This window comes from Taibaiella chishuiensis (genome assembly GCF_003014535.1).
Classification (GTDB): domain Bacteria; phylum Bacteroidota; class Bacteroidia; order Chitinophagales; family Chitinophagaceae; genus Taibaiella; species Taibaiella chishuiensis.
Map to the genome: position 1 here is coordinate 260,524 of NZ_PYGD01000001.1, position 13,011 is coordinate 273,534.

At 52.3% G+C, this 13,011-nt stretch carries 11 protein-coding genes; 7 read left to right on the forward strand and 4 right to left on the reverse strand.

Translation table 11 applies throughout. The annotated features are described in order from the left end of the window. Positions 1–50 precede the first annotated feature (50 nt). Genes B0I18_RS01070 through pepT form a run of 3 tightly spaced genes read left to right on the forward strand, consistent with a single transcriptional unit; the run spans position 51 to position 3,397 of the window. Positions 51–1,046 (forward strand): sugar phosphate nucleotidyltransferase, encoded by a 996-nt coding sequence (locus tag B0I18_RS01070; protein ID WP_106520800.1) that lies wholly within the window; start codon positions 51–53, stop codon positions 1,044–1,046. Positions 1,047–1,103: 57 nt separating this feature from the next. Further along, on the forward strand, positions 1,104–2,093 hold the full coding sequence (locus B0I18_RS01075) for an NAD(P)H-dependent flavin oxidoreductase (protein ID WP_106520801.1): 990 nt from the start codon (positions 1,104–1,106) through the stop codon (positions 2,091–2,093). Positions 2,094–2,152: 59 nt separating this feature from the next. After that, the gene (gene pepT / locus B0I18_RS01080; RefSeq protein WP_106520802.1) at positions 2,153–3,397 is read left to right on the forward strand and encodes a peptidase T; all 1,245 of its coding nucleotides are present in this window, start codon (positions 2,153–2,155) and stop codon (positions 3,395–3,397) included. 84 nt (positions 3,398–3,481) lie between these two features. Here the strand turns inward: pepT and B0I18_RS01085 are convergent, their stop codons facing one another. The 3 genes from B0I18_RS01085 to B0I18_RS01095 all read right to left on the reverse strand — a co-directional run bounded on the left by B0I18_RS01085 (position 3,482) and on the right by B0I18_RS01095 (position 7,889). Further along, positions 3,482–4,984 (reverse strand): hypothetical protein, encoded by a 1,503-nt coding sequence (locus B0I18_RS01085; RefSeq protein ID WP_146146623.1) that lies wholly within the window; start codon positions 4,982–4,984, stop codon positions 3,482–3,484. Between the two features lie 297 nt (positions 4,985–5,281). Continuing rightward, positions 5,282–7,219 carry an acetate--CoA ligase gene (gene acs / locus B0I18_RS01090; protein ID WP_106520804.1) on the reverse strand — a complete coding sequence of 646 codons (1,938 nt, stop codon included), beginning with the start codon at positions 7,217–7,219 and terminating at the stop codon, positions 5,282–5,284. Positions 7,220–7,394: 175 nt separating this feature from the next. Continuing rightward, positions 7,395–7,889: a DinB family protein gene (locus tag B0I18_RS01095; protein WP_181358286.1), complete on the reverse strand. Its 495-nt coding sequence runs from the start codon at positions 7,887–7,889 to the stop codon at positions 7,395–7,397. A gap of 209 nt (positions 7,890–8,098) precedes the next feature. Between B0I18_RS01095 and B0I18_RS01100 the strand changes: the two genes are divergently transcribed. Continuing rightward, positions 8,099–8,863: a DUF4290 domain-containing protein gene (locus B0I18_RS01100; RefSeq protein ID WP_106520806.1), complete on the forward strand. Its 765-nt coding sequence runs from the start codon at positions 8,099–8,101 to the stop codon at positions 8,861–8,863. An 81-nt stretch (positions 8,864–8,944) separates the two neighbouring features. On the opposite strand, the gene B0I18_RS01105 is transcribed toward B0I18_RS01100, so the two are convergent. After that, positions 8,945–9,967: a homocysteine S-methyltransferase family protein gene (locus B0I18_RS01105; protein ID WP_106520807.1), complete on the reverse strand. Its 1,023-nt coding sequence runs from the start codon at positions 9,965–9,967 to the stop codon at positions 8,945–8,947. Between the two features lie 161 nt (positions 9,968–10,128). Between B0I18_RS01105 and B0I18_RS01110 the strand changes: the two genes are divergently transcribed. From B0I18_RS01110 to B0I18_RS01120, 3 genes are all read left to right on the forward strand, one after another. Further along, entirely contained in the window at positions 10,129–11,178 is a 1,050-nt protein-coding gene (locus B0I18_RS01110) for a sensor histidine kinase (RefSeq protein WP_106520808.1), read from the forward strand. Then, complete coding sequence (locus B0I18_RS01115) at positions 11,175–11,867, forward strand: LytR/AlgR family response regulator transcription factor (protein WP_106520809.1); 693 nt, start codon at positions 11,175–11,177, stop codon at positions 11,865–11,867. Before B0I18_RS01110 ends, B0I18_RS01115 begins: the two co-directional genes overlap by 4 nt. A 90-nt stretch (positions 11,868–11,957) precedes the next feature. Then, positions 11,958–12,965 carry a dioxygenase family protein gene (locus B0I18_RS01120; protein WP_106520810.1) on the forward strand — a complete coding sequence of 336 codons (1,008 nt, stop codon included), beginning with the start codon at positions 11,958–11,960 and terminating at the stop codon, positions 12,963–12,965. Positions 12,966–13,011 lie beyond the last annotated feature (46 nt).

The following is a 13,011-nucleotide window of genomic DNA, read 5'->3' on the forward strand; positions in this document are numbered from 1 at the left end:
CCGTAATTCCGTCGGCTCTGCCCGAAAATTTGTACTTTCACGCTTCCCTTATGAAAGTCATTATTCCTGTAGCCGGAGCCGGCACAAAACTGAGACCCCACACGTATACCCAGCCCAAGGCCCTGATGCCCATGGCGGGTAAAACTATCCTGAGTGTAATTGTAGATGCCTTGCTGGACAAGGGTATTGAAGAGTTTATCTTCATTATCGGCTACCTGGGCGACAAGATCCAGGACTATGTGGCCAAAACCTACCCGGACCTGAAATGCACTTTCGTTACCCAAAATGACCGCCGCGGTACCGGGCATGCCATATGGCTGACCAAGGACGTGGTGAACAACGACGAAGTGCTGATCGTATTCGGCGACACGATCTGTGATTTCGATATCCAGACCACCCTGCAAAGCGAAGTATCCCAGATCGGGTTGCGCCGTGTAGACGATCCCCGTGGCTTTGGCGTAGCCGAGATCGACGACCAGGACAATGTGCTGCGCGTGGTAGAAAAACCCCTGATCCCTAAATCCAATATGGCCATGGTGGGCGTCTACAAAATAAAAGAGACCCCGGCCCTGTTCGATGCCCTCGATACCTACCTGCACGACCGTGCCGACGAAGACGGCGAATACCACCTTACCCATGCCTTGCAGACGATGATCGAAAAAGGCGTTAAATTCAAGGGCTTCAAAGTCAACAACTGGTTTGACTGCGGCAAGAAAGAAACCATACTGGAGACCAATGCCATATTGCTCAAATCCCTCAGCGAACAGGCAGGTTATACCGTACCCGAATTTCCCGATACGGTAATTATACCACCGGTTAATATCGCCAGCGGCTGTAAGATCGCACACTCCATCATCGGGCCTTCGGTATCGATCGGGGAGAATACGACCATCCGCTCTTCCATTATCCGCAACAGCATTATCGGCAGCTTTGCCGAGCTTGACGAGGTGGTACTGAAATCGTCCATCATCGGCAGCGACGCCTATGTACACGGTATGAGCCAGAGCCTCAATATAGGAGACAATACGGACATCGACCTCGGCTAAACAGCACAAGGGTCCTGCATCTCCCATCATTTATTTTAAAAATCAGCGGCTACCATTATGTCCTTTACAGAAAATCAAGCTTCGTTTTCCAACCGCGTTACCGACCTTTTCCAAATACAATACCCGCTGGTACAGGCAGGCATGATCTGGGCCTCGGGCTGGCGCCTGGCCTCAGCCGTAAGTAACGCCGGCGGCCTGGGCCTTATCGGCGCGGGCAGCATGTACCCCGATACGCTGCTGGAGCATATCCGCAAATGCAAAGCCGCCACAGGCAAGACTTTTGGCGTAAACCTGCCCTTGCTTTACCCCGATATCGACCAGCATATCAAACATATTATTGCAGAAAGAGTACCGGTTGTCTTTACCTCGGCCGGTAACCCTAAAACCTGGACAGCTACCTTAAAAGCAGAAGGCATTAAAGTAGTACACGTGGTATCGAGCGCAAAGTTTGCCCTTAAAAGCCAGGATGCCGGTGTAGACGCCGTAGTGGCTGAAGGCTTTGAAGCCGGCGGGCACAACGGGCGTGAAGAGACCACGACCCTATGCCTGATACCGCAGGTACGCCAGGCGGTAGAGATACCCCTGATCGCGGCAGGCGGCATAGGCACGGGCCGCGCCATGTACGCCGCTATGGCCCTCGGCGCCGAAGGCGTACAGATCGGCAGCCGCTTTGTATGCAGTCCCGAAGCCTCGAGTCATCAAAACTTTAAAGATGCTATCGTACAGGCCGGCGAAGGCGATACCATGTTGTCCCTGAAACGGCTTACGCCCGTGCGCCTGATCAAGAATCACTTCTATAACGAGGTGCAGGAAGCCGAACTGCGCGGCGCCAGTCCCGAAGAGCTGACGGCCTTGCTGGGCAGGGCCAGGGCCAAAAAGGGCATGTTCGAAGGCGACCTGGAACAAGGCGAGCTGGAGATAGGCCAGGTAAGCGGTTTGATCAACACGATCAAGCCCGCAGCGGATATCGTAACCGAGATCTGGAATGAATTCGCCGCTACAGCCCGCCAGCCTTTTTATACCGCGCAGGCCGCAGCGGTTAAATAAAACCGGAAACCATTACCCACGAGGCAAAGCCCTACCTTTGCCGGCAATACGACACGACAATGACAAATTCAGATTATAAACACTCCGTAGCGGAACGCCTGATGCGTTATGTACAGGTAGATACGCAAAGCGACCCCTATTCCGGCACACAGCCTTCTACCGAAAAGCAAAAGGACCTGAGCCGCATACTCGTTGAAGATCTTAAAGCAATCGGCATTACCGATGCCGAACTGGATGAACATGGCTATGTATATGCCACCATCCCGGCTACGACCGACAAAAAAGCACCCGTACTCTGCTTCTGTGCCCACGTAGACACCTCGCCCGACAGCAGCGGCACCGGCGTAAAACCGATCCTGCATAAAAATTACGACGGCAAGGATATCGTCCTGCCCGACGACAACAGCATTGTTATTTCCACAACCAACCACCCCTACCTCAAACAAAGGATCGGCGACGATATCATTACCGCATCGGGGCTTACCCTGCTGGGCGCCGACGATAAGGCCGGCGTGGCCGTAATTATGGATGCGGCACAATACCTGATGGAACACCCCGAAGTGCTCCATGGTAAAATACGCATCCTGTTTACACCCGACGAAGAGATAGGCCGCGGCGTAAATGCCGTGGATATGGACAAACTGGGCGCCGATATCGGTTATACCCTCGACGGCGGCGAACGCAATCACCTGGAAGGCGAGAACTTCAGTGCCGATGGCGTACATGTTGTCATTCACGGCGTAAGCGCGCATCCCGGTTATGCGAAGAATAAACTGGTGAATGCTACCAAAGTTGCAGCAGCATTTCTCGACCTGATGCCCAAAAACGAATGGAGCCCTGAGACCACCAATGGTAAACAGGGTTTCGTACATCCCGTACATATCGAAGGCGGTGCAGAGCTGACCAAGATCGACTTTATTATCCGCGACTTCGAAACGGCGATGCTGCAGGAGCATGAAAGCAGGCTGGAAGCCTTGCTGAAGGATGCTGTAGCCCAATTCCCGGGCGCACGTTACGAGTTTGTGGTTAAAGAGCAATACCGTAACATGAAAGAGATCCTGGACCATCGCCCCGAAGTGATGAACTATGCCGAAGAGGCTTACCGCCGTACCGGCCTGCAGCCCGAACGCATCAGCATACGCGGCGGCACAGACGGCTCCAGACTGTCGTTTATGGGCCTGCCCTGTCCCAATATCTTTACCGGCGAAATGGGTATCCATTCCAAACAGGAATACGTAAGCGTACAGGATATGGAAAAAGCGACCGAGATCTGCATACACCTGGCACAGATCGTTACGGAATAAAAACACGCATCGCAAAAGCGATAGCGCTGAACATAAAAATGCCGCACAGTTGCTGTGCGGCATTTTCTATACAGGATATACTGATTAGAATTTAAAGCCCAGCGTAAGCGCCACCAGGTTGTTGCCGTATTTGAGATCGGCAATACCTACAGGTACGTCTTTGACAATTACGGGGTAACCAAACTCGCTCGATTTCTGGATCATGTGCACATAGGCCAGGTCCATGAAGAAACCGCCGAACCGTGCACCCACACCGGCAGAGAGGTCCATACGATCGCCCTGGAATTTATCCGACAACTGGTAGGGGTTGGTATGATAAGCAAAGCCCAGGCGGCCCATAAAGTTACTGGCCTTGCCTTCTACACCTACCCTGAAGATATGGCCGCCTTTATACGTGTCTTTAATCGCATTGTTTACATCGCGCTCATAGTCGGCAAAACTGCTTTCGCGGAAATTATAACGCATGGAATTATAGGCTACATACTCATAGTCGGCGGTGATAAAGCCATATTTACCCATAAACACGGCTGCGCTCAGCAAACCGCGCCAGGGCGTACGCAGGCTGTAATCGAACTGGTACGTATTCTGCGGACGGGCGGTTATCTCGGGTCCGTTGCTGGTATAATTCTCGGTATTGGCCTTCATGCTGTAATCCGCGGCATCTGAATAGGCCGCCCAGGTAGGCGTATGCACCGCGGCGCCGATCCTTAAGATGTCATTCACCACGTAAATCGCGCCCAGCTTCAGGTTTACCCCGATACCGGTTGTGGAGAGCTGCTCGTTGAGGTCCAAAAATTTAAAATCATTGTTGGTATTACCGGTGGCATCGTCTTCCGAATACCGGGTAGTGCGGTCATATTTGTACGAAGTGATCCCTACGGTTGCACCCAACAGCAATTTTTCCCGGTAGTTACCACCCAGGCTCAACGTAAACTCGTTGACACCACCCGACGACTGCCAGGTTTTGGTCTGTTGCAGCTTGCCCCCGTTCTTGATAATATTTTCGTAAGGAATCGAATTCAGGTTGTCGGTAAGTACATAGGTCTGGAAAGCCAGGAAACCATAAGGCGGGTTCTGCCCGTTATCGCTGGTACCGCCATTGATGGCCAGGGCACGGAACCCTTCTGTAATCGAACTTTCGCTGTTAAGCCCGGAGTAAGTACCGCGCGAGTTAAAATCCGCCAGCCGGTTAAAACCGACACCAAAAGAGAAAGCCTTCCAGTCGCTTTTACTATACCGGTCGCCGCGGGCGGCGGTAGTAAATACGACACCGAAGTTATTCAGACCTACTTTATTTTTATCGTCCTGCGATTCGCTGCGGAGGTAGGTGCCGGTCATTTTATTGAAGCGGAAGGAGGGCGTGATCATGACTTCTGAATTACGGTATACGCCGATACCTGCTGGGTTAATGCTCAGCGAAGAAAAGTCGCCACCGACAGAGCCCCCGGTACCGCCCAGCCCCAGCGAACGGGCCGTAGCCCCCGAGGATAACTGCCCGTAACGCAGTGCGTCTATTTCATTTTGGGCATCAGCGGAAAAGGGGAGCGATGCACCTGCCAGGATGAGTAAGTTCAGGTATTTCTTCATAACAATGCTATTATTCTTTGCTTGGACAAAGGTACGCCCCATTATGTTTAATCCGGCCAGTAAGAAATTTTAGAATTCGTTAATACCGGGATAACAGGCCTGCAATGCAGTATGGATGCCGCAGCAGCCAGGGGTGTGTACCCTGGCCTGCAAACGCTGTAGGGCGTTGTAATATTGCCCTGCGATACGACGATAGCAGTTTTATAACATTATCCCAACAGTTATTATACCTATGATAAAGGCAGGCCCGGGGCCTGCCTTTATCATTTATTTGCAACAAGTTTCTTACAACAACGATTACAAGCGTCCTGCTTTAATAGCGTCCACCACACCCGGATCGAGCAGGGTAGAGGTATCGCCGATATGATCCAGCTCGCCTTCGGCTATCTTGCGCAGGATGCGGCGCATGATCTTACCACTCCTGGTTTTGGGCAGGCCTTTTACAAACTGGATCTTATCCGGTTTGGCAATAGCCCCGATCAGCCGGGTTACCGTTTGCAGGATGTCTTTACGGGTAAGGTCTTCATCGCCATGATGCGGATCTTCGTGGATCACAAAGGCGTACACGCCCTGTCCTTTGATCGGGTGCGGATAACCTACTACAGCGCTTTCTACCACACCGGCATGCATATTGATCGCATTCTCTACCTCGGCGGTACCAATGCGGTGGCCGCTTACATTCAGCACATCGTCCACACGCCCGGTAATCCGGTAATTGCCTTCTTCGTCGCGGAAGGAACCGTCGCCGGTAAAATATTGATTTTCGTAAGTAGCGAAGTAATTGGTGCGGCAACGTTCATGATCGCCGTAGGTAGTACGGAGCATACCCGGCCAGGGGAATTTAATACAGAGGTTGCCCGATGTGATCATGGCGCCCTGTTCGTTGGCAGCGGGCTGTGCTTCGTTGCCCTGCTCATCGACCAGCATCAGCTGTACACCGGGCAGGGGCAGGGTAGCATACGAAGGCTTGGATGGCGTAATGCCGGCCAGGCTGGAGATCATAATGCCACCGGTTTCTGTTTGCCACCAGGTATCTACGATCGGGCACCGGCCTTTGCCTATATTTTCGTCGTACCAATGCCAGGCCTCCTCGTTGATGGGTTCTCCCACCGAGCCCAGCGTCTTCAGCGTACTCAGATCGTATTGTGCTATCAGTTCGGTACCGAAGCTCATCAGGCTACGAATAGCGGTGGGGGCGGTGTACAGCACATTTACCTTATGCTTTTGCACCACGTCCCAGAAGCGGCCTGCATCGGGGTAGGTGGGTATACCTTCGAAAATAAGCGTGGTGGCGCCGGCCGACAGGGGTCCGTATACGATATAGCTATGCCCGGTAATCCAGCCGATATCCGCGGTACAGAAAAACACATCGCCCTGCTCGTACTGGAATACATTGACGAAAGTGTATGTGGTGTAAACCATATAACCGCCACAGGTATGGACTACGCCTTTGGGTTTACCGGTAGAGCCCGAGGTGTAGAGGATAAACAGGGGATCTTCGGCATCCATTTCTTCGGCAGGACAGTCGGGATTACCCATGGTTTCTACTTTCTTGATCTCGTCTTCCCACCATACATCACGCCCTTTGATCATGCTCACCGGCGTATGGGTGCGGGTCAGTACGATCACCCGTTTTACGAAGGGGCATTGCACCAGGGCGTCGTCGATAACGCTTTTGAGCGGTATGTCTTTATTGCCGCGAAAGGCGCCGTCGCCGGTAACGATATATTCGGCATGCGCATCCTGCAGCCGGTCGGCAATACTCTGTGCACTAAAGCCGCCGAAGATTACGGAATGTATGGCGCCGATGCGTGCACAGGCCAGGGTAGCGATGGCCAGTTCGGGCACCATACCCATATAGATGCAAACCCGGTCGCCTTTCTTCACGCCATTATTTTTAAGCGCATTGGCAAACTGTACTACTTTAAAATGCAATTCGCGGTACGACAATACCCGGTGATGCTCTTCGGGATCGTTGGGCTCCCAGATAATGGCCGGCTTGTCGCCCCAGTTGCCGAGGTGGCGGTCCAGGCAGTTTTCCGTAATATTCAGTTTCGCACCCTTGAACCATTCTATCTTGGGCTCTTTAAAATTCCATTCCAGTACCTTATCCCAACGTTTACGCCACAAAAAATTACCGGCCACACCGGCCCAGAAGCCTTCGGGATCTGTAACACTTTTTTGATATTCCGCATCATACTGGGCTCGCGATCTGATCTGATATGGGTAAGACATATTGTTTTCTTTTTTACACAAGGTAAGTAATCACTCCCTCTTGCCGTATATATTTTACGGTAAATAGGTATAGCTATTATAAAGTGCACCTGGTAGTTAACCCGGGCGGCCGGTCATTTGTTTGCACCAGCCGGGAATATAATGCCAAAGGCTCAATAAGCCCAAGAGACAAGGCTTACAGGCCGTCGGCACTGGGCCCGTACATACCCGGCACCGGTATATCCAGCATACGCAGGAATACGCTGAGCTGGCCACGATGGTGGTAAGTATGGTTGTAACACATGCCCCTCAGCACCGCCACTTTGGGCAATTGAAAAAGCATGACACCATTATTACGCAGGGTCCAGGGTTGGATCAATACCTCGTCGGTAGCGCCCTGCAGGGCTTTAATGGAGCGCAGCACGGCCGTTTCGTGCAGCTTCAGCAGGTCTTCGGTACTGTCTACCGGTGTTTTCGGAAAAACACCCGCGGCAAAATCCAGCTCGTCCCGGTCCACCACAAACTCGGCCCAGCCCGCCAGTTCGGCCACATGGGTCGCCAGTCTTTTCAGGGTCATCGATTTTTCGTGGGGTTTCCAGTCGAAATGGGCGGCCGGCACCTGTGCCAGCATTTTACGGGTACTTGCGGCTTCGAGCTGCAGCTCATTGATCAGTGCCTGGTTCAGGTTCATGAAGATAATTTTATTGCAAGTAAACCATTTTCCGGGAAAATCACATTGCCCCGCCCCGCGCCACAAATATTTGGATTTATCCATTTTATGCTATATTTGCAATGTACAGACAAGCGAATACCCGTTTAACGATCCCTTCCTGTATTACACTCATCCCTGCCAACAGGAATTGACAAGCCGGGAATACCAATCATACTTTTTGCTTTTTAATGGAATATAATACCAACCGAAGTAAGCTGATCATGCCTGAATACGGGCGTAATATCCAGCAGATGGTCGACTATGTGCGTACGATCGAAGATCCTGAAATAAGGCAGCGCAATGCCCGCTCTATTATCGAGCTGATGGGCGTGCTGAACCCGCACCTCAAAAACGTAGAAGACTTCAGGCATAAGCTCTGGGACCACCTGTTCCTGATCGCGGACTTCGATATCGATGTGGCATCGCCCTATCCTTTACCGACGAAGGAAAAACTGTTCCGCAAACCTGACCCGATCCCTTATCCCAAGGTACACCGTAAAAACCGCCACCTGGGCAAAAACCTGGGCGCCGTAATCGACAAGGCCCTGGCCGAGACCGACGAGGAAAAACGCCGTGGCTTTACGCATTCGATCGCGTACTACATGAAGCTGGCCTATACCAACTGGCACCGCGAGCCTGTACATGACGATATGATCAAGGAAGAGCTTTCCGAGATTACCAAAGGCGAGCTGAACTATACCGCAGGCGGTATTAAAGTACGCTTCGACAACAACCGCCAGGGACAGCCGGGCCAGGGCAACGGAAACGGCAATAACGGTGGTGTGCACAAGAAGAACGCCAATGCGCGTAACAACAATTTCAAAGGCAACAATAACAACCAGGCCCGCAACGGCAATAATAATAACAACAACAATAAAAACAACGGGAATAACAACAATAAAAACCGTAACAACAACAATAACAAAAACCGCCAGAACAAGCCAGGCGCTTAACCTCCGGCAGTAACAAGCAAAAAGCAGATCCCCTGGGATCTGCTTTTTTTATGGTCTTTACTTTATTGAAGTATGGAAGCGCTACAGCGTAGCGGCCAGTGCCGGCAACGCCCTCGGGGCAATTTCCTTTACCGCCGTTGCGATGGCACGGATATGATCGGGAGTAGTACCGCAGCAACCGCCCACAACATTGATCCAGCCATTGCGGGCGAAATCGGCGATGATCGCCGCCGTTTCTTCCGGCGTTTCATCGTATTCGCCCATGGCATTGGGCAGACCGGCATTGGGATAAGCGCTTACATGGCAGGCAGCGATCTGGCTCAGTTCCTCTACGTGCGGACGCATTTGCGCACCGCCCAGGGCACAGTTAAGACCAATGCTTACCGGTTGGGCATGTGCAACGGAGATATAAAAAGCCTCCAGGGTTTGCCCGCTCAGGGTACGGCCCGAAGCATCGGTAATAGTACCGGAGATCATGACCGGCAATTCGGTCTGGTATTCGTCGAAGTAGCGCTGTATGGCAAACAGGGCAGCCTTGGCATTGAGGGTATCGAATATGGTTTCCACCAGCAGGATATCCACGCCGCCTTCTGCCAGTCCGCGGATCTGGTCGAAATAGGCGTTGGCTACCTCGTCGAAGGTAACCGCCCGGTAGCCCGGGTTGTTTACATCGGGCGACAGCGACAGGGTTTTATTCATGGGCCCTATGGCGCCGGCTACGAATTTAGGCCCCGAGCCGGGGTTATCGGCCAGGTATTCGGTTACGGCCTGTTTGGCCACCTGCGCCGAGGCTACATTCATCTCGTAGGAGATTTCCTGCATGTCGTAATCGGCCATAGAGATGACCTGTGCGCTGAAGGTATTGGTCTCGATAATGTCGGCGCCGGCATCGAGGTATTCGCGGTGGATCGCCTTAATGATACCGGGATTGGTAATGGAAAGCAGGTCGTTATTCCCCTTTACATCACAATGCCAGTCGTGGAAGCGCTCGCCCCGGTAGTCGGCCTCCTGGAGCTTGTAACGCTGGATCATGGTACCCATTGCCCCGTCTATGATGGCAATGCGTTTGCTTAACAGTTGTACTAATTGCGTTTTGCTGGACATATTTTTGAATTGTATTGCAAGTTAGGCAAATATTAGCTTACGGCTGTAGCGGGAACCGGCACCGGGGCAGAAAAACCGGTAGCTGCCTGCATTCACCTGCACAAAAACGGCGTTAACCGCAAAAAAAGTACCGGGCATGGATCAGCCTTTATCTTTGTACCATGAGTATAAAGACCAACCAGGTCCTGATCCACCTGCTTTGTGGTATCGTATTCCTGCTTTTCCCGGTGTTGTCCTCGCCCGATTTTCCCCATATCGGTATGACCCTGCATAATGTGAACGGGCTGCGGGAAGTGTTTACCCATGCCTTGTTGATCGGTTTCTTTTATCTCAACTATGCCTGGCTGGTACCGCGCTTTTACTTCCGGCAACAATACCGCAGCTTTTACCTGCTTGCCTTTTTATTTGCCCTGTTTACCATACTGCTTATTTACGGCTTATCACAGCTTATGGGCGCAGGACGTGCTCCCTACCCCGGACCGCCGCCAATGCCGCCACCCGGCATGCACCGGCCACTGCACAGCAACCTGCTGCGTATGATCTTCCTGGATTACAACCTCTATCTCTTCGTCATTGTTTTTATTACCGCTATACTGCTCAAGACCAATGAGCGCTGGCGCTGGTTGCAGAAAGAACAGCTGCAGACCGAGCTCGCCTACCTGAAAGCCCAGATCAACCCGCATTTCCTGTTCAATACCCTGAACAGCATTTATGCACTGGCACTCGAAAAGTCGGACTATACCGCTACGGCCGTGGTAAAGCTTTCGGGCATGATGCGTTACCTGATCAGCGAATCGGGCAAAAACTTCGTATCGCTGCAACAGGAGCTGGACTATATCCGCGATTACATAGAGCTGCAGCAATTCCGGCTGGGCGAGACGGCCGGCATCAGCTACCAGGCCTCGGGCAGCGCCAGGGGTTACGAAATCGCCCCGCTCATCCTCATCACCTTTGTAGAGAATGCGTTTAAATACGGGGTCAATCCTGAGCAACATTCGGCGATCGGTATCTCCATAACGATAGCCGAAGATTCCTTAACTTTAACCGTACAAAACAACAAGGTAACCATAAGTGGCGCCGCCACTGCTTCGGGCCTGGGCATCCGTAACGCGCAAAACCGGCTACAGATGCTTTATGCCGATAAACACCGCCTGCAGATCGATGAAGATGCAGCACAGTTCCGGGTAACCCTCGAATTAAAGCTGATATGATAACTGCCATAGCTATAGATGATGAGCCACCTGCCCTGCGGGTGATCGAGGCTTTTTGCGCCGGCTTCGGTTTTATAACCCTGCAAAAAACCTTTACCCGTACCGACGAAGCGCTCCGGCATCTCCGGAAACACCCGGTAGACCTGCTTTTCCTCGACATACAGATGCCTTCGCTTTCGGGCATCGAACTTTACCGTGCGCTCGAACAGCCCCTGGCCGTGATCTTTACTACGGCCTATAGCGAATACGCCGTAGAAGGCTTTAACCTCAACGCCACCGACTACCTGCTCAAACCCTTTACCCGCGAGCGTTTTGCCCAGGCGGTGCAAAAGGCGGAGGAATATATACGCTATACCCGGCAACGACAGGCGCCGGAAAACGATTACCTGCTGATCCGCGCCGACTATAACCTGCACAAGATCGCCATCGGCGATATCGAATATATCGAAGGGCTCGACGATTATATCCGCATACACCTGCAACAGCAAAAGCCGGTAGTGGCCCGCATGACGATGAAACATATACTCGAAAAGCTCGAAGACCGCGACTTTGTACGGGTGCACCGTTCGTATATCGTACCCCTGTCGCGCATACAGCACGTCCGCAATAAAATGATCAGCCTCGGCGATGCAGAGATCGCGATCGGCAGCAGTTACGAGGAAGCCTTTTTTGCACGGTTCCGGTCCTGAGCCGTTTACCGCAGCATTACTTTGCTTTACCGCATTTATTTGTCATGAAGATGTCACCAGGATATTTTTGAATCATAAAAATATACAGACATGGAAAGGAAAGATTTTTTAAAAGGTATCGGCCTGGCCGGAGCGGCCTCTTTTATCCCTTTTTCAAAGGTGCTGGCAGGCAGCGGCAATGCGGGCAAACCGACCGCCTGTACGCTTATCCCGTCAGAAACCGCGGGCCCTTTTCCGCTTGACCTTACCGCCAACACCACCTTCTTCCGGCAGGATGTACGGGAAGACCGGCAGGGCGTGCAGCTCAACCTGAAGCTCAAAGTAATCGGGCTGAACAATTGCGAGGCCATGCCCAATCTGCGGGTCAATATCTGGCATTGCGATAAAGACGGCATCTATTCGGGTTATAACAATGCCCAGAACCCCGGCAGTACTACCACCACTTTCCTGAGGGGTTACCAGATGACCGATGCCAACGGCGAGGTCAACTTCGTGACCATATTCCCGGGCTGGTACAGCGGCCGCATCTGCCATATCCATTTCCAGGTTTTTGTAAGCTCTGTATATGCAGCGGTATCGCAGCTCAGCTTCGATGTAGCGGCCAAAAACGCAGTTTATGCGGCCAATTCCGCCTTATACACCAAAGGGGCCGATCCTATGACCTTTAATTCGGACAATATATTTTCGGACGGCTATGCCCTGCAGATGGCGACACTCACGCCCAACAGCAGTACCGGCGGATACGACGCTTATCTCGAAGTAACGATCCAGGGTGCGGGCACTACCGGCCTTGCCAGCCTGGAACCCGAAACCGGCGGACAATTCAAACTGGGCCAGAACTATCCCAATCCATACCGCGGCACCACCACTATTCCATTCAACCTCGTTAACCGGTCGGATGTAAAACTGGAACTGTTCGACCTCGCAGGACGCAAGGTAGGGGAGATCAGGAGGGACAATATGGCGCCCGGCGATCAGCAGATTGTGGTAAGCACGGCGGATAACGGTATGGCCACGGGCAATTATATTTACCAGCTGCAGGTCGAAAACAGCAATGGCATATACCGCCAATGCAAAATGATGACCGCAGCGCAATAAACCTATACATCCTGCAAGGCACAGGATTAACAAGCATACTTCCACC